Below are 26,872 nucleotides of genomic sequence, written 5' to 3'. Positions count from 1 at the left end.
TGTCAGCTATCCGTTTCCATTTTCCGTAATTGCTCTCTAAGCACCTCGTTCTCCTGTTTCAGGCGCTGTTCACTGATTCTCAGGTTGAAGTTCTTTTCATACTGGGTCTCCAGTCGTTTCTCCATCTGGTCAAACTTTTCCTGCTGCTGATCTTTTTGTCGCTGTAACGCCTCGACCTGTTGCTGGAGCTCAACGAGCAGGCTATAGCCGTCGCTGTCGTTCTCCTGATCGGGGGCCATTGTCGGGCGTATCTCGCTGACCAGATGGCTGTAGAGCGCTTTGAGATCGGTGGACTCCCGGTCGGTGTAGTGGATCTCGTCGCTGATCGCTCCATGGGCTGCCGCCGCACCAATAGAACCCGACAGAAAATGTTCCAGCATGCGGTGAAACTCCATCAGTTCGATCACGGTGATCTGATGTTTTCCGCTCACCTGAAGGTCGTCGGTTAGCTGGCTGAGGCTGCTTTCGACCTTGCCGTCCGGCAGATAGCGATTGAGGATTTGGCGCGCTTCCTCAAGTTTCGGGCCGAAGCTGATATAGGGATCCAGACCGGTGGGGCGCGCGCGGTTCAACAGCGGGTTACCGCGCATGCAATTGAACAGTTCGCGGGCTAGGCGGCGCTCCTTTTTGCTGGCTTTCAGTGCGAGGCTTAGCAGGATATATACCACCAGATTGAGCCCCAGTGACCAAAAAACGCTATGGCTGAGTGGACTAAGGTCACCCAGGCCAAGCAGCTGCTCGGGACGAAGGTCCTGGATGCCAAAGGGGCCGTGCAGCATTAATTGGTTGCTGATCCACCCCTCTTCGATAAAAGCGGGCACCAGCAGGGTGTAGAACCACACGGCAAAGCCGGTCATCAGACCCCAGAACGCGCCCAGGCTGCTGCCGCGGCGCCAGAACATGCCCAGTAGCATGGCCGGTACAAACTGCAGCACGGCGGCGAAAGAGATCAGGCCGATGGAAACCAGAATGTAGGAATCGCTCAGTGCCCGCGCGGTAGCGTAGGCAAGAGAAAGAATCGCGAGTACAAGTACCCAGCGAATCTGCAGCAGATAGCTTCGCAGGGAGCTGAGCGTCCTTATCTTCTCGCAAAGTGGCAGCACCAGATGATTCGAAGCCATGGTGGCCAAGGCCATGGTGGTGATCAGAATCATACCTGTGGCTGCAGCATAGCCGCCGAGGAAGGCGATCAGCGTAAATGTCGGGCTGTCTGCCAGCTGTGGAAGCAGCAGCATGAACTGGTCGCCGCTGTCGCCCGGCAATCCGAGGAGCAGGCCCGCAGCGGCTATCGGGACTACGAACATGCTGATCAGCACCGTATACAGCGGGAAGCTCCAGGGCAATATGCGCAGGTGGTGTTTGCTGCTGTTTTCTACTACGGCGACGTGGAACTGGCGTGGCAGGCAGTGGATGGCGGCAAAGCCGAGCAGTATCAGTGTGAACCAGCTGATGCCGGGGTTGGGGCTGTGTGTCAGGCTGAGCAGGTGATCCAGGTTCTGCTCCCGCAGTTGGTAAGCGATATCGGTGGGTCCGTCGAACAGGATGTAAGCGACGAACAGGCCGATGGCGATGAAGGCCAGCAGTTTGACGATGCATTCAGCGACGAGCGCGGCGACGATGCCCTGGTGTCTTTCGGTAGGGTCCAGGCGACGCACACCGAATACAATGGTGAAAATGACCATCAGTCCGGTGACCAGCGTGCCGGCCAGGTTCCAGTCGGTTTCTCTCTGGGCGTTGCTGGTGATGACGCTGAGGCTGTCGATAATTGCTTTCAGTTGCAGGGCGATGTAGGGGATTAGGCCGATGAGCGCTATCAGTGTGACCAGTGAAGCGATTTTTTGCGAATGGCGGTAACGAATTGATAGAAAGTCGGCGATGCTGGTGATGCGAAACGCCTCTTTGGCTCGCACCATGCGCATAAAGGTAAAGCCGGAGAGGGCCATGCCGAGCATGGCGCCGATGTAGATGCCGAAAAATTGAAGCCCGTATTCGACGGCGAAGCCGACGCTGCCAAAAAAGGTCCAGGAGGTGAAAAATACGGCCTGGGAAAGTGCATATACCCAGGGGGAGTTGAAGCGGCTGCGGCCGACGGAAATGCGATGCTCCACCCACTGTGCGAGGGCGAAGATCAGTGCCATGTAGCTGAGTACCGCCAGCAGAACGCTAATCGGTGAGAACATCGGTAGAGCTCCCGGTTACTGACCTTCAGGGCAGTATCAATGGTGCTCCGGGTGTTTGCAACAGCTCTGGCGGGGCGGAACCGGGTCGATACCGCCTTCAGAAAGCGGGTGACAGCGCAGGATGCGTTTCAGTGCCAGCCAGCTGCCGTAGAGCGGGCCATGGCTTCGAATCGCTTCGATGGCATAACTGGAACAGGTTGGGTAAAAGCGGCAGTTGCTGCCGAGAAACGGGCTGATCAGGTATTGGTAGCCGCGAATCAGCAGTGTCAGCAGGCGTATGATGAGATTTCTGACCACGGTGTTATCCGGTCTCTTTTAAGCGTTGCGGCAAAGCATAACGCTGGAAGCCTTCCGCCGCCAGTGAGGAGCGGCGGAAGGCTGGAGCGGTGCGGTCAGGAGCGTGTATCAGGCAGTGACCGTTTCGCGATCGAGCAGCTCGAGAGTGCCCAGGGTGCGCTCACGAACGCTGCGCAGCAGTTCGGGGTTATCGTTGAGTGACTCTCCGTAGGAGGGGATCATGCTCTTGATACGCGCTTTCCAATCGCTTTTGCCGCGGTGCTGTATATAGCAGCGCTCGACAATGCTGATCATGGTGGGGACTGCGGTTGATGCACCGGGCGATGCGCCGAGCAGGGCGGCCATAGAGCCGTCTTCTGCGGTGATGACCTCGGTACCGAACTCCAGTTTGCCGCCGAGCTTTTCATCTTTCTTGATGATCTGCACACGCTGGCCGGCGTGGGCCAGGGTCCAGTCTTCGTCGCGGGCATCCGGGAAAAAGTTGCGCAGTGCTTCGACGCGAGCGCCGTGTGACTGCATCACTTCGCTGATCAGGTAGCGGGTCAGGTCCATGTTTTTCATCGCCACCGAGAGCATCGGCTTGATGTTACCGGTGCGGATGCTTTTGGGCAGGTCAAGCAGGGAGCCCTGCTTCAGGAACTTGGTGGTGAAGCCTGCAAATGGTCCGAACAGCAGTGCGCGCTGACCATCGATGATACGGGTATCCAGGTGGGGGACCGACATCGGCGGTGCGCCGATCGGAGCCTTGCCATATACCTTGGCGAGGTGCTTCTCTACGATCTCCGGTTTCTTGCAGACCAGCCACTGGCCGCTGACCGGGAAGCCGCCGTAGCCCTTGCCTTCCTTGATGCCGGATTTTTGCAGCAGTGGCAGAGCGCCACCACCTGCGCCGAGGAAGACGAACTGGCTGTTGATCACCTCTTTGGCACCGGTTTCGGTGTTCTTGACGGTCACGTTCCAGCTGCCATCGGTTTGCTTGTCCAGGTCGTGGACGATGCGGCTTAGCAGCAGGTCGAAATCGGCCTGGGTGCCAAGATGTTTGGCCATGGAGCGGGCCAGCTCACCGAAGTTAACGTCGGTGCCGTAACGAACACGGGTTGCGGCGACCTTGTCTGCCGGGTCACGGTTCTGCATCACCAGCGGCATCCATTCGCGCAGTACTTCAGGATCTTCGCTGAATTCCATGTCGCAGAACGCGGCAGTGGCCGACAGGGTGGCATGTCGCTGGCGCAGGAATTCGACGTTCTCTTCACCCCAGACAAAGCTGATGTGCGGTGTCGGGTTGATGAACTGTTTGGGGGAGGGCAGGACGCTCTGTTCAACCAGGTGTGACCAGAACTGCAGGCTGGTTTCGAACTCGGAGTTGATCTTGAACGCCTTGGTGGTATCGATGCTGCCATCGGCTTTTTTCGGCGTGTAGTTCAGCTCGCAGTAGGCGGCGTGTCCTGTGCCGGCGTTGTTCCAGCCGTCTGAGCTTTCGTGGGCCACGTAGTCGAGTCGTTCGACCATGCAGATTTTAATGCTGGGATCGAGCTGTTTGAGCAACATCCCGAGGGTGGTACTCATGGCACCTGCACCGACAAGCAGTACGTCGACAGATTTTGTAGTCATAGGAATACGCCAATTGATAATAAACAATGGGATTCGTTACGCACCTGAAAAGGGCTTTTGGCTCCGTGCTCGAACAAGAGTTCGAAGATCAGGTGTCGTCCCCCGGATCTGATCGCCCGGGTTGGGCTGGGCGTTAGCCTGCGGATCAGTCAGGGTGGGTCGCCGTTATTTTGGGACCCTGGAGCAAGTTACCTACTGCGGTATCCTGTGGCCTGTCTATGTGCGTCGGATACGGCGTATGAGGCTTATAGTTTTAGTTTCACGGTTGTTGCGCTGCATTATAGGGATTCGTATGGCAAAAAAAACCTGTGAAACATGCGGTAACCCCATGAAACTCAGTGTTTCTTGTCTGCAGGTCGCGTACGGCGCGGGGTTTGACGGGATTAAGACTTTCGTCTGTTAGTCTATTTTGTAAGGCCGAAACGCCGCGGGACGACGTTTCGGCTCAGTGTGTGAGGGTCTAGAGCTGTTCTTCGGCGTATTCCGCCAGGCGAGAGCGGAAGATGCCTTCGAAGTGGATGCTGGCCGAACCATTGAAGTCGCGGAAGCGTTCCACGATATAGGTCAGACCTGAAGTCAGTGCCGTCAGGTAGTTGGAGTCGATCTGCGCCAGGTTACCCAGGCAGACCATCTTGGTGTTCTTGCCGCAGCGGGTGAGGATGGTTTTCAGCTGCTGGGGCGTCAGGTTCTGGGATTCATCGATCAGAACGATGGCGTTCTGGATGCTGCGTCCGCGAATGAAGTTCAAGGACTTGAACTGGATGTTTGCCTTCTCGATAGCGTATTTCACGCTGCTCTGTGGGCGCTCATCATGCTCGTGCATCGCTTCCAGGTTATCGTTGATCGAGCTGAGCCAGGGCGTCATCTTCTCCTCTTCGGTGCCGGGCAGGAAGCCGATATCTTCGGCGACCGGCGGGGTCGAGCGGGTAACGATGATCTTGTTGTAACGCCGATCCTCAATCACCATTTCCAGCGCACAGGCCAGCGCTACCAGTGTTTTGCCCGAGCCTGCGGCGCCGAGCAGAATGCTCAGGTCCACATCGGGATCCAGCAGTGCGTTCATGGCAAACGCCTGCTGTATATTGATCGGCTGAATACCCCAGCAGCTCTGCTGCATCAGGCGCTCATAGCCCAGGTCCTGCAGGGTGACCTTCTCGTCTGTGACTTCTACGGTGCGCGCAGCAAAGTCCTTGCTGTCATCGTAGATATATTCGTTCGGATAGGTGTCGGGCAGTACGCTGCGGTCCACTCTGTGGAAGGTGTGGCCGTTTTCCTGAAAGCTGTCGACCTGCTCGACACCTTCCCAAAATGGCTTTTCAAGGTGCTGGTGGCCCGCCGGCAGCAGATCGATATCGGAAACCAGCTGATCGGTGCGGTAGTCTTCGACTCTTTGCAGTCCTGCGCCCAGGGCCTTGAGGCGCATATTGATATCTTTGGTGACAAGAATGACCTGTCGATGCGGGAAGGTGGCCTGTAGATGCAGGGCACAGTTAATGATCTTGTTGTCTTTGTTGCGTTCGTCCGGAAGAAAACCCTGTCGGGTTGTTAGTTCGTGGTCCGGGAAGATGGAGAGGCGGCCGAGTTTGATGACCCGGTCTTTTCCTTCCAGCTTGATCTGAACCCCTTTGGTGATCTGGCCGGCATCCTTAGCCGTGCTGATGATGTCGTCTATGGCGCGTATGGCGTGGCGGGCTTCGGCGGCCACGTTTTTCTTGCGATCCTTGATGTCGTCCAGTTCTTCCAGAACTGTCATCGGGATGGTGATGTCCTGTTCCTTGAATTCGTAGAGACACTTGGGGTCGTGCAGGAGAACGTTGGTGTCGAGGATATACAGCTTGGACGCAGTCATCGGCGCTTCCTTCTGCGGAGGGATCTGTTCTCAAAACTAATTCAACGGATCGGCGTTTACAATCGTTGTCTGTTACAAAGACTCCCAAGTGGCTGTTTTTTATCGTGCTAGTAGCCAAAGGGCAGCAAAGGGTTCATATTGATCCTGTCGCTTGCGGCAATCCCGCAGGCGATTTCATCCGCGCAGGGAGGTCGATTATGATGACCGAAGCTTTTGTAAATGCCAGCGTCACCCCGCTGGAAAGTCTCGATATGCTTTCCCCTTACGAGGTGGCGAAACTTCAGGATAAATCTCAGGGCGGCCTCTACCGGCTGCTGCGTCAATGTGCACTCGCGGTGCTCAACTGCGGCAGCGAAATGGACAGCACCCGTATGGTGCTGGAGCGCTATCGTAAGTTCGATATTCAGATCAGCCAGAAACATCGGGGGGTTCAGCTAGATCTGATCAACGCGCCCGCGTCCGCCTTTGTTGATGGTGAGTTGATTCAGGGTATACGCGAGCATCTGTTTGCCGTTGTTCGCGATCTTCTTTACGTCCAGGACGAATTCAAAGACTGTTGTGACGATCTGGCGCCGTCCACCGTTGCGACCAATCTCGTATTCCACACGCTGCGGCACGCCAATGCGTTTAGGCCCCATGTGAAACCTAATGTGATGGTGTGTTGGGGCGGTCATTCGATCAGTCGACCCGAATATGAGTACACCAAAAAGGTGGGCTATGAGCTCGGTCTGCGTCGGCTGCAGATCTGTACCGGCTGTGGTCCGGGCGCGATGAAAGGGCCCATGAAGGGGGCCGCTATTGCCCATGCCAAGCAGCGCAAGGCGGATCCTCGTTATATCGGTATCACCGAACCCGGTATTATCGCGGCGGAGTCCCCCAACCCGATCGTCAATGAGCTGGTGATCATGCCAGACATCGAAAAGCGGCTTGAGGCCTTTGTGCGGCTTGGACACGGCATTATCGTTTTCCCCGGTGGTGCAGGCACGGCAGAAGAGATTCTCTACATGCTCAGTATTCTGCTGCGTGAAGAGAATGACGCCATTCCGTTCCCGTTGATCTTTACCGGGCCGGCTGGCAGTGAGGAGTACTTCGATACCGTGGATCGCTTTATCGCTGAAACTTTGGGCGAGCGGGCGCGGAGTAAATACGAAATTATTATCGACGATCCTCACGGTGTGGCTTCCCGGGCGAAAGAAGCCTTGCTTGAGGTGACCGCTCATCGCCGTAAGGTGGGAGAGTCTTTCCACTACAACTGGCAGCTGCATATCCCGTTGGATCTGCAACAGACCTTTGAGCCAACCCACGCCAACATGGCATCACTGAATCTGTCACGTAACCAGCCTGATTACGAACTGGCGAGCCAGCTGCGCTGCGCCCTGTCCGGCATCGTCGCTGGTAATGTTAAGGAACCGGGTATCCGCGCCATTGAAGAGTTCGGGCCGTTTGAGCTGCATGGCGAGCCGGCGTTGATGGCCTCGCTCGATCAGCTGCTGACCGCGTTTATCGAGCAGCGCCGTATGAAGATCGACTTCGAGGATTATCAGCCCTGTTTCCGCATAGCGGCAGCCAGCAAGGTCAGCTCAGGTTGATCGCCTCACCTGGCTCGGACAGCCGCTGATAACGCACCAGTGCGCGAAGGTAATCGGCGGTGCCGGGTCGGGCGGCTGTACCTGACAATCCCAGCCCTGAACCTGGGCATTCCATGCTATTGGGGCAGAGTGTCGGCGGGTTGATATTCAACTCGCTGGCGCGGCTGTAACGTTTAACCTGCTCAATCAGTGTGCTGTCGTTTGAGAACAGCGAAAGCGCCATCCCTGTGCCGGAACGGTTGATCTCATCCAGTTTCGAATTCAGTTCCTCCCGATCAAACCGGACCAGATGAAGAATGGGTGCTTCTATCTGTTCCTGAAGCTCATCCAGCGTATAGAGCCTTAGCAGGGTTGGGGGCACAAAATAGCCTTCATCATGTTCGCTACCCAGTTCGGCCTGCGCCAGCAAACGGTCGGCCGCCTGAAAACGTTCAATATGCAGGTACGCACTATCCATCTGTTTGCGGTTAACCAGCGGGCCGATATCGGTTTCGCGGCTTTCCGGCGAGCCTATGCGCAGCTGATTGATCGCCTGGCTCAGGGTCTTTGTCAGCTCATCGGCCAGACTCGATTCGACGTAGAGAATTCGCAGCGAGCCGTGATGCTGTCCCGCATGGGAGAACGCACCGCGCAGCAGTCTTGGCAATAGATCATTGACCGACTGGTCGCTATCGATAATGGCTGCATGGCGGCCGCCGGTATCGCTGATTACCGGAATCAGCGGTGCGCCTGCACGTTTGGTGAGCTGGTGCTGAATCTCCGCAGCTGCCAGGGCACTGCCGCAGAACAGGACCCCATCCAGGCGGTAATCTTCCAGCAAATAAGAACCCACTTCATCCAGCGAGCCGGGCAGAAGTGCGAAATATTCTGGGGGGACGCCGCAGGCTAGCATCTGGTGGAAAAGCCAGTGAGCCGTGAGCGATGCCTGGGCGGCTGGTTTGATCAGCAGACTGTTGCCCGAGAGCAGGGCGGCGCTGGTCATAGCAACAAACTGAAGTATTGGCTGGCTCCAGGGAGTAAAGCCCAGCAGCGTGCCGAGTGGCAGGGGGGCCAGCTCACAAACGATATCGCCGCTTGCATGGACCTCCTGGGGGGAAAGCAGGCTGCTGGCGAGTTGCAGGTGCTGATCCAGCAGTACGATTGCATCCTCGATTTCGTAAAGACAATCGTTTATTGGCTTGCCTGTCTCGCGAGCGCAAAGGCTGGCCAGTTCAAACTGCTGCTGGAGTACCCTGGCGGCAAAGGCTTCCAGCAGGGTGCGTCGCGCGTAGCTGGAAAGTTGACCATCGAGGGCCTGGCTTTCGCTGCAGACCTTGAAGGCCTGTTTGGCATCCGTTTCACGAATCTCTATCTGGCTACCCACCGGAGTATGAATGTCGGAGGGGAGGAAGCGCACCCGTTCCGCCTGGCCTGTCGGCGATTCGCCACCAATCACTGGGACTGCCTTGGGTTGTTGCTGGGCCAGGGCTTCGGTCGTCTGTTTAAGGCGCTGTTCGATAATCTGTATGCCGCGCAGTGAACAGGGGCGGTCACCGAAACCGAGATCTGATTTTGGCTTCGGCAGCGGTGGTGGATCGCAGAGGCTGCAGGGCCAGCCTTTATCCTGGCAGATGAGGCTTATCACCGGCTGCAGTCGGCGATCGCTGATGACCAGCTCGGGGCGCAGGTGTTGGTTGTTTGCGCTTTCGAGAAAGGCGCAGGCTGCGGCCAGGTTGAGTCGGACCGCGCTGGCGAGGGTCAGCATCGGCGTTTCGTGGCGGGCGTAACTGCGCTGGTCGTTATTAAACGGCTGGTCGAGAATCTGTACTTCGATCCTGCGCTGAAACTGGTTGCCGATGCTCTCCAGGTAGCCAAGGGTGGGTAGCAGGCGCTTTGACGTGGCGCTCAGTCCCATGCCGATACTGCCCTGAGCGGCGGGGTTTTGGATCAGATCGCTAAGCAGGGCCAGCCAGCATTCAAGCTGCTGCTCTGTGGGTTGCTGCAGAAGCAGGCTGATATTTTCCGCTGCAGCCAGCTGCAATAGCGCCAGGAGTTTTTTGACCAGGCTGTCGCGAGTGCGCTGGTCGGGGCTCAGTGAGCAGTTTGGATAAAGGTTGAGCGGGTTGATCTGAAGCTGTCTTACCGCGGTGTCGGGTTGTCGGGATCCGATCTGCTCTATCTGGCGCAGATAAAGATTGAACTGATGGTTGGCCTGATCCCAGGTGTGTACTCGGGCTGAGGCGAACGGCATAACAAACAGGGGAGGGGGTTGTCTGGCGTCTGCAGAGTTAGAGCTGTCGCCAGTCAGTGTTAGCCCCAGAGATTTCAGTTCTCCGCTCAGCCGGGCTTCATCGATCAGTGCTGACCGATACACGCCCTGCAGCAGTTGGTTCACGCTCATCAGGCGGAACTCGTCAGAGAAGTAAAGTGGCAGTGGTAGCATTGTCTTTCCCTGTAATAAGCAGGGCCTGTTAAACCCGTCCAGTAACCTGTGGGTTAGAGCCTTGATGTCCGCCCGCGTTCCCTGCGAAAAGTCGGTGTTGCTTTGCGAAAGCGATCCAAAAATCGTACATGTAGTGACGCTATTATGACATCGCGACAGCAAGGCGTTATATTAGCGCGATTTTCTCTCTACTCGCGGGTGTACGTTTTGCGGCGAAAGTTAGTAGTTACGCTGACGACCGTGCATGGATCACGGCAGTATACGCTTAATCAGTTAGCGAAGTATCTGGTGGCAGGTTTTCTGCTCATGGCTGCGCTGAGTTTTTTTGTTTCCAACCTGCTGTTGGTAAAGACCACCGACGATCTGCTTGATCTCGAGGACAGCCACCAGCAGCTGGCGGATCAGTACGACCTGATGCTGGGAACCCAGCAGCTCTATCGCAGTGAACTGGATTCGCTGGGTGACGCCCTGTCGCAACTGTCCACTGAGCGCGATCAGCTTGCCGCCCGTAACCAGGTGATGGGAACCGAACTGGGCAATCTCGAGTCAATGCTAGGGATTCTGGACAGCGAGCCTGAAGTGTCGCCAGCGGAACGCGCCGAGGTGGCCAAGGCGGCTGCCAAGGAGCGTTTGTTCATGCTTTACGGCGTGCCCAATGGCGTGCCGATTCAGAGTGAAAGAATCAACGATGAATTCGGTATGCGCTACCACCCGGTTCTGAAGAAACGGGTGATGCACAGCGGTATCGATTTCAAGGCTCAGACCGGGACACCGGTTTACGCAACGGCGGATGGCGTTGTCGAATTTGCCGGGTTTACCAAAAGTAGCGGTTACGGCTACATGGTGCGCCTGACTCATAACCTGGGTTTTAAAACCTACTACGCACATCTTGATAAGGTGTTGGTTAAACCCAAGGCTTTCGTACACAAGGGCCAGAAAATCGGTCTGAGCGGAAACAGCGGACGTTCCACCGGTCCGCACCTGCATTACGAGGTGCGTTATCTCTACACGGCGATAGATCCCGAGCCGTTCATGAAGTGGGGTCTTAGCAACTTTGAGTCGATATTTACAGAAGTTGAGGATGTTCCGTGGGAATCATTAAGCGCAATGTATCCGCTAAATCAAACCGCTCCGCAGTAACCATCATCGCCCAGGGTAACCGCTTTCATGGAGAAACGAGTATCTCCGGCAAGATGCATGTGGATGGCGAGTTCGAGGGCAGTATCGATTCCAGCGATGATATTTCCATCGGTAAGGCGGGGCGTATCTGCGGCCGTATCCGCGCTCATGCCGTCAATGTCAGCGGTGTACTCGAAGGTGAGCTGATCTGCGACTCTCTGCATATAGAACGTGGTGGCCATGTCTGTGCAAACGTGTTCTGTACTACCCTGTCGATAGATCCAGATGCCACCTTCATCGGTGAGCGGCGACTCCCTGGCGAGAACCGTCTGACCTGGGAATCCCAGGCCCGTAAGTTGGAGTCGACCTATGTAGAGACCGAGGTCGACCGCGGCGTTGATATGGAGTTTGAGTCTGAGGTTGAGTCGGGTGACTACTTCGACCCGGACGACAATCTGATCGACTCGCTGCCGGATCGTATTACTCTGTCCCGCAAATAGAAGAAGATCAGGAGACAAGCGGAACATGTGTGAACTGCTTGGCATGAGCGCCAATGTACCCACCGATATCTGTTTCAGTTTTGCCGGTCTCGTACCCCGGGGCGGCGGCATCGGCCCTCACAGCGATGGTTGGGGAATCGCTTTTTACGAAGGCCATGGGCTGAGAGCCTTTCATGATCCCCTGCCCAGTGCTGACTCACGTATCGCTGAGCTGCTGGTCTCCTACCCTATTAAAAGCCGGGTGGTGATCAGTCATATTCGCCAGGCGAACGTAGGTGCTGTCAGTCTTGCCAATACCCATCCCTTCAGTCGTGAGCTCTGGGGGAGGGTCTGGTGTTATGCCCATAACGGCCAGCTGGAAAAAGAGATTTTTGACTGGCCGCTCAGTTATTACCATCCGGTGGGTACTACCGACAGTGAATACGCCTTTTGCTGGATTCTTGATCAGATTCGCCATGAGTTTCCCGACGGCCCCCCAGGCGATGAGACCGAGCTTGCCGCGCTGATTCATCAGTGCTGTGAAAAGCTGCGTGGGCTCGGTGTATACAACATGCTGCTCAGCGAATCGTCGCACCTGTTTTGCTACTGCACGACCAAGCTGTCCTGGATCACCCGGCGAGCCCCCTTTGGTGAGGCAAGGCTCAAAGATAGTGATATGACGGTGGATTTTGGCGCTGAAACCACACCCAATGATGTGGTTACCGTGATCGCCACGGAGCCGCTCACCGATAATGAGTGTTGGGAGTCGCTGAATACCGGTGAAATGATAGTCTTCATGGACGGTGAGGTGGAGTGGCGGAGATGCGCTGAGCAGGCTCAAAAATGAGTCAGACCCTGGATGGTCTGGTCAGCGAGCTGGCCAAGCGTCAGGGAGATCGTCCCGCCTTTGGTCATCTTGGGAAGAGTCTCACGTACACCGAAGTCGATGTGCTATCACGCCGCTTTGCTGCCTGGTTGCAGCACTGTACCGACCTGAGGCCGGGCGACCGCCTGGCGATTCAACTTCCCAACTGTATTCAGTATCCCGTAGCGCTGTTCGGAGCCTTGCGTGCTGGTTTGGTCGTGGTTAATACCAACCCCCTCTATGGCGAAGAGGAACTGAAGCGCCAGCTTCAGGATAGTGGCGCCAGAGCACTGCTGGTATATGAGCCGCTCTCCGGGCCCGCCTCGCGAGTGCTCGACGAGACTGTAATCGAATACGTACTGACGACGCAGATCGGCGACCTGCATACCGGTTGGCGCCGCTGGGGCCTGAATGCCTGTGCGCATTACCGTCGCCGAGGAGGGCGTCGAATGCGCGGCGGAACACCGTTGACGGAAGTGTTGAAGCCTGAGACCGGACGTCACTGGGTTCCGCCCGACGCAGCGGAGCTCGCGCTGCTGCAATACACCGGCGGCACGACAGGGCCGGCCAAGGGCGCGATGCTGACCCACGCCTCGTTATTAGCCAATATCGAACAGCTCAGGCAGCGGCTTCAGGAGGTAGATTCTGGTGCCGGGTTGACGCTGTTACAGCCGCTGCCGATGTACCATATTTACTCCTTTGTCCTGGTGATGCTGATGTTCTCCCAGGGCAATTACGTTGAGCTAATTCCGGATCCGCATGATGCCAAGGGGCTGGCTAAGGCGTTTGAACGGGTTAAACCGAGCTGTTTTGCCGGGATCAATCCTCTCTTTATTGCGTTGTGCCAGAAGCCGGAGTTTAGCCAGCTCGACTTCAGTTCTTTAAAGTTGACCATTTCTGGCGGTATGGCATTGACCGAATCCGCCGCCCGGCGCTGGCAGGAGGTGACGGGGTGTGCGGTTACCGAAGGTTATGGTCTGACCGAGTGTTCGCCAGTGGTGAGTGTGGCGCGTCCGGGAATGGAGAGGATAGGCAGTGCCGGTGCTCCCCTGGCCGGTACCGATGTGCGTGTTGTCGATGATCAAGGGGCGGCCTTGCCCAGCGGTGAAAGTGGCGAGATTCAGGTACGCGGCCCGCAGCTGATGCAGGGGTATTGGGGATCGGATAATGCTGACGAACAGCGTCACGCGGATGGCTGGCTGGCCACCGGTGATATAGGTCAGATCGACGATGTTGGTGAGATCCATATCATCGATCGGCGCAAGGAGATGATCAATGTATCCGGCTTCAAGGTCTATCCCAGTGAGCTGGAAAATCTGATCAGCGCCCATCCCGATATTCTTGAGTGCGCAGTGATCGGGCTGCCGGATGAGGAGAAGGGCGAATTTATCAAACTCTACGTTGTTTCCAATAACCCCCGACTGACCACCCGTGGCGTGCGAGAATACTGTCGTGAACGGCTGACCTCCTACAAGGTGCCGCGCAGTGTCGAGTTTCGCCATGACCTGCCACGAAACTCTATCGGCAAGGTCATGCGACGTACCCTGCGTGAAGAGGCCATCCATGAGCTGGGGCTGGATCAGCGGCCTGACTCGCAACAGGCGGGGCGGCTGGGCTAGAATCCCGCCTTTGTTACTCTACTCTAAGGTCGACGCGTTTTGACATCCGCTATCGCTGAACTCCGTACTCTGATTACTCAATGCCGAATTGCCGATCGTTTTCGCCTGCGTCGTCGGCTTGACGAGCTGGCGCGCAAAGAGAACGTCGCAGAGCAGCTTAATAACCTGGCGGAGGCGGTGGAGGCTTCGCGAGCCGCGGTGGCGTTTAAACGCTCACTCTCCACGCAGATTAATTATCCTGATCTGCCGGTATCGGCGCGCCGCGAAGAGCTGCTGGAGGTGATCCGCGATAATCAGGTTGTGGTTATCGCCGGTGAAACGGGTTCAGGCAAAACCACCCAGATCCCGAAAATCTGCCTGGAACTTGGTTTGGGTTGCGAAGGGATGATCGGTCATACCCAGCCGCGTCGACTGGCTGCGCGCAACGTGGCGGCTCGTATCGCGGAAGAGATGAATACGCAGCTGGGTGAAAGGGTCGGTTTCCAGGTGCGTTTTCACGATCAGGTCTCTGAGTCCACCCAGGTCAAATTGATGACCGACGGTATTCTGCTGGCGGAGACTCAACACGATCGTTATCTCGAGCAGTACGAGGTGCTGATTATCGATGAGGCGCATGAGCGCAGCCTCAATATCGATTTTCTGCTTGGCTACATTAAACGGATTTTGCCAAGGCGACCCACGCTCAAGGTGATCATTACCTCGGCCACCATCGATCTGGAACGTTTCTCCAAACATTTCGATAACGCGCCGGTCATAGAAGTCTCCGGGCGTACCTATCCGGTGGATACTCTCTATCGTCCGCTGCATGAGATGGAGGGCGAGGATGAAAAAGCGCTGGATCTGCAGCAGGGAATTCTCGCTGCCGTCGATGAGCTGACCCAGATCGACCGCCAGAAAAAGGAAGCGGGCCCGGGCGATATCCTTGTTTTTCTCCCCGGTGAACGTGAAATCCGTGAAACCGCAGACCTGCTGCGCAAGGCCCAGTTGCGCGATACCGAGGTGATACCCCTGTACGCCCGGTTGTCACTGAAAGAGCAAAACCGGGTCTTTCATGGAGCGCGCTCGGCGGGGCGGCGGATCGTGCTCTCCACTAACGTAGCGGAAACCTCCCTGACCGTGCCGGGTATCCGTTACGTGATCGATCCGGGAGTGGCGCGAATCTCGCGCTACAGTTATCGCTCCAAAGTGCAGCGCCTGCCGGTGGAAGCGATCTCCCAGGCCAGTGCCAACCAGCGTGCGGGTCGTTGTGGTCGTGTGGCGCCGGGTACCTGTATTCGTCTCTATTCTGAAGACGACTTCAACAACCGCCCGGAATTCACCGATGCGGAAATACGCCGCACTAACCTGGCGGCGGTCATCCTGCAGATGCTGCAGCTAAAGCTGGGCGATATCAGCGATTTTCCCTTTGTGGATCCGCCGGACTCACGCTTTGTTAATGACGGTTTTAAACTCCTCGAAGAACTGGGTGCCGTTGATGCTAAGCGGCGTCTTACCGATATAGGCCGAAAGCTGGCGCGGCTGCCCGTGGATCCACGTATTGCCCGGATGGTGATCGAGGCGGGCCAGTACGACGCCCTTAAAGAGGTGATGATTATCGCCAGTGCGTTGAGTGTGCAGGATCCGAGAGAAAGGCCTCACGATAAGCGCCAGGCGGCGGATGAGAAACATAAGCAGTACAGCGATGAGCACTCAGACTTTATAACGTTGCTCAATCTCTGGAATCTCTATGAAGAGCAGCGTGAGGCGCTAAGTCAAAATCAGCTGCGCAACTGGTGCCAGAAGAATTTCATCTCGTTCATGCGGATGCGTGAGTGGCGTGATGTGCATCGTCAGCTGCATCTGAGTATTAAAGAGCTGAAGCTGCGCGAAAATACAGAAGCTGCCGAGTATGCGCCTATTCATCGCTCACTGCTGGCGGGGTTGCTCAGTCATATCGGTAATCTGGTGGAGAAGGGCGAATACCTGGGCGCGCGAAATCGGCGCTTTCGTATATTCCCGGGTTCGGGACTGTTCAAGAAAAGCCCTAAATGGGTGATCGCCGCAGAGTTGCTCGAAACCAGCAAGCTTTACGCCCACCAGGTGGCGAAGATTGAACCGGAATGGATCGAAGCGCCCGCTTCTCATCTGGTTAAACGCAGCTGGTCTGAACCCCATTGGGAGAAAAAACGGGCACAGGTTGTGGCTACCGAGCAGGTCACCCTGTTTGGTTTGATCATCGTTCCCAAGCGCAAGGTCAATTATGGCCGTATCGATCCGCTGGCAGCCCATGAAATCTTTCTGCGCAGTGCGCTGGTCGAGGGAGAGTTTCAGACCCGAGCCGATTTCTTCCACCAAAATCGAGCACTGCTCGATAGTGTGGAAACCCTGGAGTCGAAATCACGCCGCCGTGACCTGCTGGTCGACGAAGAGTCGCTCTACCAGTTTTATGCCGAGCGTTTTGCGGAGCTCGGTGGCGATCATATCGTCAACGGTGCCAGTTTTGAGAAGTGGTACAAAAAGATCGCCAAGGAACGGCCTGATGCATTGAAAATGACAGAGGAGGATATCCTCCAGCGGTCTGCTGAACATGTCAGTGCCAATGCTTATCCAGACGCCATAAAAGTGGAAGGCGTCGATCTGTCTCTGGAGTATCTCTTCGATCCTGCGTCCGATCGCGACGGCGTCACCCTGAACTGCCCGCTCCCGCTGCTGAAGCTACTACCGTTGAAACGCCTGGATTGGCTTGTGCCGGGCATGCTTGAGGAAAAAGTCACCTCAATACTCAAAGGCCTGCCGAAACAGGAGCGCAAGCACTTTGTGCCTGTGCCTGACTATGCAAAGGCATTTTGTGAGTCAGCGGTATTTGGTGAGGGCGATCTTTACGAGGCGCTGAGTCACCAGTTACTCAGAATGACCGGGCATAAAGTCTCGCCTGAACTGTTGCGCCAGGCCTCCCTTGAACGGCACCAGAGGGTCAATATCAGTCTTGCCGACGCGGAAGGCAAAAAGGTAGGCGAGAGTCGCGATTGGGACAGGCTTAATCAGCGTTTCGCCGATCAGGCGGAAGCGGCGATGCAGGCGGGTAGCGACAATACCTGGGGCGAGGAGGGGCTGACCCGGTGGAGCTTCGGCAAGCTGGAAGAGTCTGTTCGAGTCCGCCAGGCAGGCGGGATCAAGATTGAGGCTTATCCGGGGCTCGAGGACAGTGGTTCGAGTGTCAGTCTCAAATTATTCAGCTCAGCCGATGATGCCCGCCATTCGACAATCCGTGCCCAGGCGCGGCTGTTTCTGCTGGCGATGCCCGAAACGGCCAAATATGTGCGCCGCAAGCTACCGTCGATAGATAAGATACTGTTACAAAGCGGCAAGCGTTTTAACCAGAAACAGTTTGAAGACCAATTGCTTTTAAAAGCGGCTTTGAGGGCTAGCGGGCTCGAAGAGGGGGAGGTTATTCGCTCGGAGGCTGTCTTTAATTCCGCTTGTGAGCAGGTGAAAGGAAATCTGGCGGAAAATGCCGATACGCTTTGTGCCTTCGCGCTGGAATGCCATCAACGCCTACATCGTATCGATAAAGCGTTGAACGGTCGTATCGATCTCAGGGCTGTTGTAATCCTCAATGATATTAAAGCTCAGGTCGCATCTTTGATGCATACGGGTTATCTGTCCGATACCCCGGACACCTGGCTGGCACAGTATCCCCGTTACCTGGAGGCCGTCGAGATCAGGCTTGAAAAGTATCAACGGGAACTGAGGCAGCAGATCGTGCAGTCTGAGCAGTTGCAGCAGATGAGCCAGCGCTATGAAAAACTGCTGGATGAGGCCCGTGCCCGTGATCAGCTGAGTGCCGATCTACTGGAGTTTCGTTGGTGGATCGAGGAATATCGTGTGTCCCTGTTCGCACAACAGCTTGGTACCCGTTTCAGCGTTTCAGAAAAAAGGCTGGAAAAAAGGCTCAAAGAACTGGCGAAATAGGCTTGGTTTTCTGGGGAAAAAACCCTATGAATCATGCAGAACAAAGGGTTGCACCGATTCAGGGCCTGTGGTGTAATGCCAAAAATTTAGGTGCCGGAGTTGCTTTTTAGGTGGCTTCGGTATTTAAGTATTTACAGATGTTCAAAGAGGCATACGGTCAACAGGCTTAAGTGTCCAAATCTGTGAAAAAAGCGTTAAAAACCAGATGAATGGCTTAGATCAAAAAAGTTCATTCACTGGTTTGAAATAATCATGAATTATAGTATTTTCGTAGGTGGCACTCCGGTGTGCCGATGAAAACTAGAATTCACTACTAGTAAGTTGAATTACTGAAGGGGAAATTTGATGAAAAAGTCACTGATTGCTCTGGCTGTAGCTGGCGCGATGACCGCTCCGGTCGTAGCACAGGCTGACGCTACTCTGTACGGTAACGTCGAAATCGAAGGTATCTTCGCTGAAGACCAGGACGCTGAGATCCAGGTTGACGACGCTCGTATGGGTGTTAAAGGCTCCGACGAAACCTACATCGACGGCGTTTCTTCTTTCTACCAGATCGAACTCGAATACAACCCGTCTAGCGTTGTAAACGATGGTGCTGGCGTTACTGTTCGTAAAGCCAACGCTGGTCTGACCGGTGGTTTCGGTACCGTTATCGGCGGTCGTTTCACCAACCCGTCTGAATCTACTGAAATTCTTGACGTTTACTCCGAGTCTGTTTCTACCGACTACTTCGTCAAGAGCCCGGACCGTCTGGGTAGCTCTGTAGCTTACATCACTCCGTCTTTCGGTGGCTTCAGCGCTTACGCTGGTCTGGCTGCTGATGGCGCTTCTGGTAACGGCGCGCACGACAACCAGGACGACCGTGAAGATCTGGACGGTTACGTAGTTGGTGCTGACTACGCTGCTGGCGGTTTCACCGCTGCTGTATCTTACTGGGAAATGGCTGGTGACGGCGACGTACTGGGCGGCCCGGGTTCTACCATGGACGACATGGAATTCGCAGCTGTTGCTCTGAGCTACGCTTTCGGTAACTTCACCGTTACTGGTTCTTACGCTGAAACCGAAAACTACATCGACGGCGCTTGGGCTGGTAACCTGGCATTCGCACAGGCTGACACCGAAACTTGGGCTCTGGGTGCTGAATACGCTCTGGAAAACACTACCTTCGGCGTAACCTACTACGATTACACTGAAGAAGACGTTAACTCCAGCGCTGACGTTGATGCTGACGAGTGGGGCGTATACGTTTCTCACAAGCTGAGCAACAAAGCTTCTGTTAAAGCTCAGTTCTCTGATGCTGACGTAGAGAAGCGTCTTGGCGCTGCTCGCACCTTCGTTGTTGGTTACAACGTAAGCTTCTAATCTCTTCTTAAAGAGATTGATCTTAGAAAAGGCTCCTTCGGGAGCCTTTTTTGCGTTATCTGCTTAAAATATCAGCGGCTCTGTCAGGGGGATAAATCCCTGCCTAATCATTTCTGCTGAAATTCGCGCTTCCGCTATTTCTATTCCTGTTACCCTGTTCGTCGGTTGTGCGAATGTATCTGTTTGCCTGACTCCTTCGCTGTTCTTCCTAATATGAAGCCCCCTTGGCTGATATTGCCGCTAATCCCTCTGCTTTGGTCTATAGATTGCAAATACGATCGCGCGTGGTCGGTTTTAATACAAATGAGTGGTGGCTAGCTTCATGTCGCTCTACGGGTTGTCTCCTGAGCCGAGGAGATAGTATTTTGTGCTGAAATTAACCTATCAAAATGCTAGGGTATTATGAGGTGTAAACGGGAGATTTTTGATGGATATGAAAGCGCGGTGTGCAGGGCTTGAGCGTCTGAATTTTGACAATACTTATGTTCGTCTGCCAGAGCGCTGGTACCAGCGTCGTGAGCCCTCGCCGCTGAAAGGGGCGCATCTGGCGGGCTTTAACCCTCAAGTTGCCGCGATGCTTGGTCTTGATCCCTGCGACCTGGATCCGCGTGAGTTGGTGCCGTTCTTCAACGGTGAGCAAGAGATACCGGGTGCTGAGCCCCTGGCGATGAAGTATACCGGGCATCAGTTCGGTTTCTACAATCCGGATTTGGGGGATGGGCGTGGCCTCTTGTTGGGGGAGGTGGTTAACGATAGCGGCGAGCGTTTTGATATTCATGTTAAGGGGGCGGGGCGTACTGCATTTTCCCGTTTCGGTGATGGCCGCGCCGTATTGCGCTCATCTGTTCGTGAGTATTTGGCGGGGGAGGCGATGGCCGGGCTGGGTATTCCTACAACCCGCGCGCTGTGTCTGATTGCCAGCGAGCAGTTTACCCAGCGTAACGGTATGGAACCCTGTGCCTTGTTGGTTCGGGTAACTCCCTGTCATATTCGTTTTGGTCACTTTGAGTACTTCTTCTATACCCGCCAGTACGATGAGCTCAAACAGCTGGCCGACTACTGCCTGGATCGTTTTTACCCCGACTGTAAACAGGCTGATAATCCCTACCTGGCGATGTTTCTGGAGGTGCAGGAGCGTACGGCAGAACTGGTAGCGCTTTGGCAGTGCTACGGCTTTGTTCATGGGGTGCTTAATACTGACAATATGTCGATTCTTGGAGAGACATTCGATTATGGTCCCTATACCTTCCTGGATGGTTATGACCCTGACCATGTGGCCAATAAGAATGATCACGAGGCACGCTACGCGTTTAGAAAGCAGCCCGAGATCGTGCTCTGGAATATGAGTGCTTTCGCTCAGGCGTTGGTCCCGCTGGTGCCGCAAAAAGAGTTGGAGCAGGCGCTGACTAAATTTATGGGGCGTTTCCGTTTCCATGAGCAGAAAAGAATGCGCGCGCGACTGGGTTTGCAGCTAGAGGCGGAGGGAGATGCGGATTTAATTGCAGATCTTAAAAAGTTGGCGGCAGCGCAGCGGCTTGATCTGACACGCTTCTTTTACCTGCTATCGGAGTTGGAAGAGGGGGATGAAGCAGGGCTCACCAGGCTGACCTCCCTTGCCAAAGATTCGGAGCATTTGGCGCATTGGCTGGAGGTTTATCAGCAGCGTTTAGCCAAAGAGGTCGCCAGCACTCCCATCCGGCAGGCGCAGATGAAAGCGGTCAATCCACGTTATATTTTGCGTAACTATATGGCCGAAGAGGTGATTCGGGAAGCGCATGCGGGGGATTACAAGCCTCTCAATGAGCTCGTCGGATTGCTGAGAGAGCCGGGGACTGTTCATCAGGATCTTGATCGCTACCACAGTGAGCCTCCCGAATGGGCTGCTGCGATCTGCCTGACCTGTTCTTCCTGAATGAGCGAAAACAGAGGTGTGACTCTAGGCGGTGATTGTAGTTTGCGACTGGCGGGACGCGGTTGTAATTAACCGATAGACGCCCGAGATAAATAAACCCCGTGTCGGCTTTGTGTCGGCACGGGGTTTATTGTTTAGTAGCTTAGGCTGAGCAGCTTAGTCCGCGAAGTAATCCAGAGCCAGTACGTAACCGAGCGTACCTAAACCTGCAATCACGCCTTCTGCGCGGGTTGATACATAGGAGTGATGGCGGAACGCCTCACGTTTGTGGATGTTGGAGATGTGAACTTCAACTACCGGATTCTCGAAGGTGTTTAGTGCGTCCAGAATCGCCACAGACGTATGGCTGTAAGCGGCCGGGTTGATGATGATCCCGGCTGCATTTTCTCGTGCCTCGTGGATCTTATCAACCAGGGCACCTTCGTGATTGCTCTGGAAAAACTCAAGTTCAATATCCAGCTTGTCAGCTTTGTCCTGCATTCGCGCAGCCACATCCGCGAGCGTTTCCGAGCCATAGATTTCCGGCTGGCGCTTGCCCAGCAGATTGAGATTTGGCCCGTTCAATACATAGATCAGTTTGCTCAATGTTCGCTCTCCAGGCTTAGAATCCGAACAGGCGTGGCAGGAATGTCACGGTCTGAGGAATAAAAGTGATGATCGCCAATACTAACAGCTCAACCGCGAAGAACGGCAGGATACGGCGAGAGATAGCGCCGATGCCTACGTTGGCGATGGAGTTGGATACGAACAGGCAGATCCCCATGGGCGGAGTAATCAGTCCGATCATCAGGTTGAAGATGACGACGATGCCGAAGTGAACCGGATCGATGCCGAAGCTCATGGCGATCGGGTGCAGGATCGGTAACAGGATCAGCATTGCTGCAATCCCTTCCAGGAACAGGCCAACCACCAGCAGGATAACATTCACCATCAGCAGGAAGACCAGCGGATTGGAGATCTCTGCCAGCACCATTTCGCTGACTTTCTGCGGTACCTGGGAGAAGGTGAGCATCCAGTTGGCCAGGGACACCACGGCGATAATGATCAGGATCACCGACGAATCACGCATCGCATTGAGGAAAATGCGTGGCAGCTGACTCACCTTCAGGCTTTTCAGAATGAACATGCCGGCCAGTAGTGCATAACCACCGGCAAGAGCCGCTGCTTCGGTCGGAGTGACGATACCAGTCAGAATGGAGCCGACGATGAAAATCGGCATAAACAAAGGAACCCAGGCATCGATCAGGGCGCGAAAACGGTCTTTCCAGGGCACCGGCTCATGCTGTTCTTCGTAATGGCCGGCAAAGGTGCGCACGTAGATAGAAAGTCCAATCGCCAACAGCAGGCCGGGTGCAACGCCCGCCAGGAAAAGTGCCGGCACAGATACACCGGTGGTGATCAGAGCGTAGATGATGACTGGAATGCTTGGCGGAATCATCGGGCCGATAACGGAGGATGCGGCCGTCAGTGCTGCGGCGAAGTCGCGGGGGTAGCCGCGCTTTTCCATCTCAGGAATAAAGATGCGTCCCAGTGCTGATGTGTCGGCAACCGCGGAACCAGAGAGGCCGGCAAATATAACCGAAGCCCAGATATTGACCTGAGCAAGTCCCGCGCGCATGTGGCCCACGCAGGCCTTGGCGAAGGTGATGATGCGGCTGGTGATGCCGCTTTCGTTCATCAGCTCCCCGGCAAGAACGAAAAGCGGAATTGCCAGAATCGCAAACGAATCCAGCCCGGCAAAAATACGCTGGCTGATCAGGCTGATCGGAAACGGCGTGTCGGCCAGGTGGGTCAGCACAGCCAGAAGAATCGCAAAAGCGATCGGGCTACCTATGAGTAGCAGGGCGATAAGTACGATAAAACCGACCATATTAGACCTCCGCCTCGTAACGCTTCGCTTTGAAATGAGACGGAATCTGGAACAGTGCTGCAATCACCAGACATACGCCGCCAACAACCATTGCGGACTGAAAGACGCTCATCGGCAATCCGGTGCCAGGGGCATCGATGCCGCCACGCTTCATTACGAACAGATAGCCGGACCAGGCGAGTACCACGCCGGTACCCAGGGTGATCAGATCCAGTACAAGATTGAGGATGCGTGTGACAAGGGTGGGGAGGCCCTGTTTCAGGAAGCCGAATTTAATATGGATGTCTTCCATGTAACACAGCACGGTGCCAAACATGGTGCCATAGATCATCGCGTATTTAGCCACTTCTTCGCTCCACTGGATGGGAGAGTTAAGCAGGTAGCGTGACAGGCTGCTGACGAGCACGACGCCAAAAACGACAGCCAGAGAGCCGCCAGTGGCAAACGCCAGAATTTTTTTAAACAGAGATTTCATAGGGGCTAGCCGGGGATAAGCTTTAGGGAGGCGGGCGCGGAAGCCTCCGTTCAGCGCCCGTATCGTTGTGAGCGATTATTCAGCAGAAGCTGCTTTTACCGCGTCCAGGGCTTTATCGACCCACTCCGGTTCGATTTCGGTTTTGAGCCATTCAACCACGGCCGGCTGGGCGGCGGCCTGGAATTTGGCCTGCTGTTCGGCGGTCAGGGAGGTGATCTCCATGCCGTTTTCAGCCAGTTCGCCGAGGCCTTTGGCGGAGTTGACCTGCTGGATAGCGCGGCCGACGGTACCTGCGATCATGGCAGCACGTTTGACCAGTGCGCGATCTTTCTCGTCCAGACCCTGATATACCGCTTCGTTGATGACCAGGAAGTCGGTGCCGTAGATATGGTTATCGAGCGTGATGTATTTCTGCAGCTCATAGAACTTGTTAGCGGCGATTACGCTGACAGGGTTTTCCTGGCCGTCGACGACGCCGGTAGACAGAGCGGACGGAACTTCAGGCCAGGCGATAGGGGTCGGTTCACCACCCATGGATTTAACCATCTCAACAAACAGAGGCACGGTCATGACTCGAATTTTCAAGCCATCAAGGTCTGCAGGCTCACTGATCGGGCGTTTGGAGTTGGTGAAATTACGGAAGCCGGTTTCACCGTAGGCCAGGGTGCGCAGGCCGGTTTTGTCCAGGCAGTGCTGTGAGAGATCCTTGCCGAACTGGCCATCAAGGACTTGCCAGGCCACCGGCGCGGAAGGGAACAGGTAAGGAGTATCGAGAACGGCTGCTTCCTTACAAACCTTGCTGAAGGCGCCGGACACCATTGCCATACTCAGGGTTGCATCCTGAGCGGACTGGATCAGGTCGGTTTCGCCGCCCAATTGTCCGTTGGGATAAACATTAACCTCAATGCGGCCACCGGACTCGGCTTCAACCAGCTCTTTGAAAACCTTTGTCGCAGCGCCTTTTTTAGAGGTCTGCCATTCAGGCGGGTCAACATGTCCAAGGGTCAGAGTGATGTCGGCTGCAAAAGCCTGAGCCGAGAGAAGTCCGGCCATCAGTGGGGTTGCCAGGGCGGTGGCAAGCGTCTTCTTCGAAAACTTCATGCTGTTTTCCTTATTGTTCTCACGCAGCGATACGTTTGAGTTAAGCAAGGGAAACGCTCACTGCAGTTTATTTTTTTATGTACCAGTGTCGACCCTTAGTGGGGTGGGGCGCACAGGCTGCCATAATCAGGTTGTTGGAGGCTAGCAATACAATTGACTAGGGTCAAGTGTGTAGGTTTAAATAAAAAATATCCTATATTATTGGTTTTGCCATACACTTGGTGGCTAGAAAAGGTGGCTAGAAAACCTTTAGTCAGTTTCTCAAGTTTAGTCCGGTTGCCTCGGGATCGCCGGATCGCTATTCCGATAGTGATAGGGATTAGGCTTTATGACCCGCGATTAGCAAAGCGGGTGTACGTTGTAGTCAGGAGAAAAATAAATGATCAAGCTGGGCCTTATCGGTCAGTCCATCGCCAAGTCTCGCGCCCCTTCGCTGCACATGATGCTCGGCGAGGTTTACGGCATCGATGTAAGTTACGAGTTACACGAGCCGCGTGATACGAGCGCCGAAGCGTTTGCCGAAACCCTGAATGAGATGCGGGCGGCTGGGTACAGTGGCACCAATGTCACTTTCCCGTACAAGCAGTTGGCGGTTGGATATGCGGATAAGGTCAATGAGGCGGTTAAGCTGGTTGGTTCAACGAACACGCTTTCGTTGCAGGCCGAAATCAGCGCAGCTAACACCGACTACACCGGTTTTATCCGTGGTTACCGCAGTCGTCGAGGCGATGCTGAAGCAGGTCGCGTTTTGATTCTCGGTGCGGGCGGCGTCGGTCGTGCGGTTGCCTTTGGGCTTTATGAGGTTGGCGCCAGTGAAGTGATGATCTTCGATCTGGATGAGAAAGGCGCTGCGGCACTGTGCGATGCGTTGAATGCGGCTGGCAAGCCGGCCCGTCTGGTGCGAAAAGAGGAGTTGGCCGATGCCGCTGGATCGGCTGATGGTCTGGTTAACTGCACGCCGGTGGGGCATTACAAAACGCCTGGTAACCCTTTGGACGCGGAACTGTTCGGTGGTCAGTCGTGGGCGTTTGATGCCGTCTACACACCCATGGATACTGAGTTCCTGCAGGCAGCACATGCCGAGGGTTTGCAGTTGGTGTCCGGGTTTGACCTTTTCATCTATCAGGGGCTGGATGCCTTCGAGATTTTCACTCAGCGCAAGGTGGATCCTGCCCGCGCAATTCAGGCGTTCAGGGAAAAGTTTGAGATTCATAGCGACCTGGTCGAGTGATCGGTCAGATAACGCGCCATGTGGTGTTCTTGATGTTTGATGGGGTGTTCCGGTTTTTGCTGTGAGAGCTGATTGAGGGGGAGAGTTTTGCCCCCTCTTTTTTACCCGTCTTACCGTTGTGGTTTTTCGACAGCGATTTTGTCCCGTCGACTGGTGTACCATTGGCGGAAAAAAAGAGGTCACTGTGAGCAGTATGAATCTTAGTGTGGAACGTAAGCTGGTTGGCGAATCCGCTTATGAGCAGCTCCGCAATCACATCATGCAGGGCAAATTAACGCCCGGACAGAAGCTTAAACTTAATGCTCTGCGCGGCGAATACGGTGTCAGCGTGAACACGTTGCGGGAAACGCTGATGCGCCTGGTCTCGGATGGCTTTGTTGAGGTCGAGGGGCAAAAAGGTTTCCGGGTGAAGCCAGTTTCCATTGCTGATCTTGAAGAGCTGGTGGAGTTGCGTAGAACCTTGGAAACACTCGGTCTGCGTAAGTCCATGGCCAGCAAAGAGGGGCATATGGACTGGAAGGCCAAGCTGATCAGTACCCACTATCGTCTGAGCTGTATGGAAAAGCTGATGATGGAGGACGAGGCCGCTCATGTGCAGGAGTGGGAGCGGGCTGATCGTGACTTCCATCGCGCGATTGTTTCAAACTGCGGTTCGCAGCAGTTGATGCGCTACCACGCCTCTATCCTCGAACTGTCGATGCGATACCAGCTTTTAGCCCTGAGCAAGCGGCCTTTCCGCGGCGAAGCGGCAGCGGTAGAGCATCGTGAATTACTGGATGCCCTTGTCGGTGATGATGTAGATAAAGCGGTTGATCTGCTTGGCGATCATATCACCAAGGGTGCGCAGAAAATCCCCGAATTCTGACCGTTGGAATAGCCGGCGGAGCCGGCTTTCCCGTGAGTCTGATTCCTAAGCCCTTTCGAGGCATTTCACTGTCGC

At 55.2% G+C, this 26,872-nt stretch carries 19 protein-coding genes; 10 read left to right on the top strand and 9 right to left on the bottom strand.

Annotated elements, in window-relative coordinates; genetic code table 11:
• Window positions 1-2: 2 nt before the first annotated feature.
• The 4 genes from CLV83_RS08295 to CLV83_RS08280 all read right to left on the bottom strand — a co-directional run bounded on the left by CLV83_RS08295 (window position 3) and on the right by CLV83_RS08280 (window position 5,937).
• On the bottom strand, window positions 3-2,180 hold the full coding sequence (locus CLV83_RS08295) for a sodium:solute symporter family transporter (protein WP_132290082.1): 2,178 nt from the start codon (window positions 2,178-2,180) through the stop codon (window positions 3-5).
• 36 nt (window positions 2,181-2,216) lie between these two features.
• On the bottom strand, window positions 2,217-2,477 hold the full coding sequence (gene yidD, locus CLV83_RS08290; protein WP_243642318.1) for a membrane protein insertion efficiency factor YidD: 261 nt from the start codon (window positions 2,475-2,477) through the stop codon (window positions 2,217-2,219).
• Between the two features lie 108 nt (window positions 2,478-2,585).
• Window positions 2,586-4,088: a malate dehydrogenase (quinone) gene (gene mqo, locus CLV83_RS08285; protein WP_132290079.1), complete on the bottom strand. Its 1,503-nt coding sequence runs from the start codon at window positions 4,086-4,088 to the stop codon at window positions 2,586-2,588.
• Window positions 4,089-4,548: 460 nt separating this feature from the next.
• Complete coding sequence (locus CLV83_RS08280; protein WP_132290076.1) at window positions 4,549-5,937, bottom strand: PhoH family protein; 1,389 nt, start codon at window positions 5,935-5,937, stop codon at window positions 4,549-4,551.
• A gap of 197 nt (window positions 5,938-6,134) precedes the next feature.
• Here CLV83_RS08280 and ppnN point away from each other — a divergent pair, with 197 nt between their 5' ends.
• Window positions 6,135-7,526, top strand: a complete 1,392-nt coding sequence (ppnN, locus tag CLV83_RS08275) for a nucleotide 5'-monophosphate nucleosidase PpnN (protein WP_132290073.1) — start codon at window positions 6,135-6,137, stop codon at window positions 7,524-7,526.
• Here ppnN and CLV83_RS08270 read toward each other — a convergent pair.
• Window positions 7,513-9,948, bottom strand: coding sequence for an aldehyde dehydrogenase family protein (locus CLV83_RS08270; protein WP_132290070.1), 2,436 nt, complete (start codon window positions 9,946-9,948; stop codon window positions 7,513-7,515). The two genes, ppnN and CLV83_RS08270, sit on opposite strands and share 14 nt — an antisense overlap.
• Window positions 9,949-10,254: 306 nt before the next feature.
• On the opposite strand from CLV83_RS08270, the gene CLV83_RS08265 reads away from it, so the two are divergent.
• The 7 genes from CLV83_RS08265 to CLV83_RS08235 all read left to right on the top strand — a co-directional run bounded on the left by CLV83_RS08265 (window position 10,255) and on the right by CLV83_RS08235 (window position 21,255).
• Window positions 10,255-11,088 carry a M23 family metallopeptidase gene (locus CLV83_RS08265; protein WP_243642317.1) on the top strand — a complete coding sequence of 278 codons (834 nt, stop codon included), beginning with the start codon at window positions 10,255-10,257 and terminating at the stop codon, window positions 11,086-11,088.
• Complete coding sequence (locus CLV83_RS08260) at window positions 11,037-11,567, top strand: bactofilin family protein (RefSeq protein WP_132290064.1); 531 nt, start codon at window positions 11,037-11,039, stop codon at window positions 11,565-11,567. Before CLV83_RS08265 ends, CLV83_RS08260 begins: the two co-directional genes overlap by 52 nt.
• Before the next feature lie 25 nt (window positions 11,568-11,592).
• Window positions 11,593-12,393 (top strand): class II glutamine amidotransferase, encoded by an 801-nt coding sequence (locus tag CLV83_RS08255; protein ID WP_132290061.1) that lies wholly within the window; start codon window positions 11,593-11,595, stop codon window positions 12,391-12,393.
• Entirely contained in the window at window positions 12,390-14,030 is a 1,641-nt protein-coding gene (locus CLV83_RS08250) for an AMP-binding protein (RefSeq protein WP_132290058.1), read from the top strand. The genes CLV83_RS08255 and CLV83_RS08250 overlap by 4 nt, the downstream gene beginning before the upstream one ends.
• 39 nt (window positions 14,031-14,069) lie before the next feature.
• A complete protein-coding gene (gene hrpA / locus CLV83_RS08245) occupies window positions 14,070-17,981 on the top strand; it encodes an ATP-dependent RNA helicase HrpA (protein ID WP_132290055.1) in 3,912 nt (1,303 codons plus the stop codon).
• A 345-nt stretch (window positions 17,982-18,326) separates the two neighbouring features.
• Window positions 18,327-19,343: a porin gene (locus tag CLV83_RS08240; protein WP_132290052.1), complete on the top strand. Its 1,017-nt coding sequence runs from the start codon at window positions 18,327-18,329 to the stop codon at window positions 19,341-19,343.
• 427 nt (window positions 19,344-19,770) lie between these two features.
• Window positions 19,771-21,255: a protein adenylyltransferase SelO gene (locus CLV83_RS08235; RefSeq protein WP_243642316.1), complete on the top strand. Its 1,485-nt coding sequence runs from the start codon at window positions 19,771-19,773 to the stop codon at window positions 21,253-21,255.
• A 156-nt stretch (window positions 21,256-21,411) separates the two neighbouring features.
• Here CLV83_RS08235 and aroQ read toward each other — a convergent pair whose 3' ends face one another.
• The 4 genes from aroQ to CLV83_RS08215 all read right to left on the bottom strand — a co-directional run bounded on the left by aroQ (window position 21,412) and on the right by CLV83_RS08215 (window position 24,701).
• A complete protein-coding gene (gene aroQ, locus CLV83_RS08230; protein WP_132290049.1) occupies window positions 21,412-21,840 on the bottom strand; it encodes a type II 3-dehydroquinate dehydratase in 429 nt (142 codons plus the stop codon).
• A gap of 16 nt (window positions 21,841-21,856) precedes the next feature.
• Window positions 21,857-23,125, bottom strand: coding sequence for a TRAP transporter large permease (locus CLV83_RS08225; protein ID WP_132290046.1), 1,269 nt, complete (start codon window positions 23,123-23,125; stop codon window positions 21,857-21,859).
• A 1-nt stretch (window position 23,126) separates the two neighbouring features.
• Complete coding sequence (locus CLV83_RS08220) at window positions 23,127-23,600, bottom strand: TRAP transporter small permease (protein ID WP_132290043.1); 474 nt, start codon at window positions 23,598-23,600, stop codon at window positions 23,127-23,129.
• Window positions 23,601-23,675: 75 nt separating this feature from the next.
• Complete coding sequence (locus CLV83_RS08215) at window positions 23,676-24,701, bottom strand: DctP family TRAP transporter solute-binding subunit (protein ID WP_132290040.1); 1,026 nt, start codon at window positions 24,699-24,701, stop codon at window positions 23,676-23,678.
• Window positions 24,702-25,080: 379 nt separating this feature from the next.
• Between CLV83_RS08215 and CLV83_RS08210 the strand changes: the two genes are divergently transcribed.
• Complete coding sequence (locus tag CLV83_RS08210; protein WP_132290037.1) at window positions 25,081-25,932, top strand: shikimate dehydrogenase family protein; 852 nt, start codon at window positions 25,081-25,083, stop codon at window positions 25,930-25,932.
• A 193-nt stretch (window positions 25,933-26,125) separates the two neighbouring features.
• Window positions 26,126-26,797: a GntR family transcriptional regulator gene (locus CLV83_RS08205; RefSeq protein WP_132290487.1), complete on the top strand. Its 672-nt coding sequence runs from the start codon at window positions 26,126-26,128 to the stop codon at window positions 26,795-26,797.
• Window positions 26,798-26,872: the final 75 nt, after the last annotated feature.

Origin of the sequence: Marinobacterium mangrovicola (genome assembly GCF_004339595.1) — a bacterium.
In the GTDB taxonomy this organism is placed as follows: domain Bacteria; phylum Pseudomonadota; class Gammaproteobacteria; order Pseudomonadales; family Balneatricaceae; genus Marinobacterium_D; species Marinobacterium_D mangrovicola.
The sequence above is the reverse complement of the archived record's forward strand: the minus strand, read 5'-3'. Positions and strand labels throughout refer to the sequence as shown.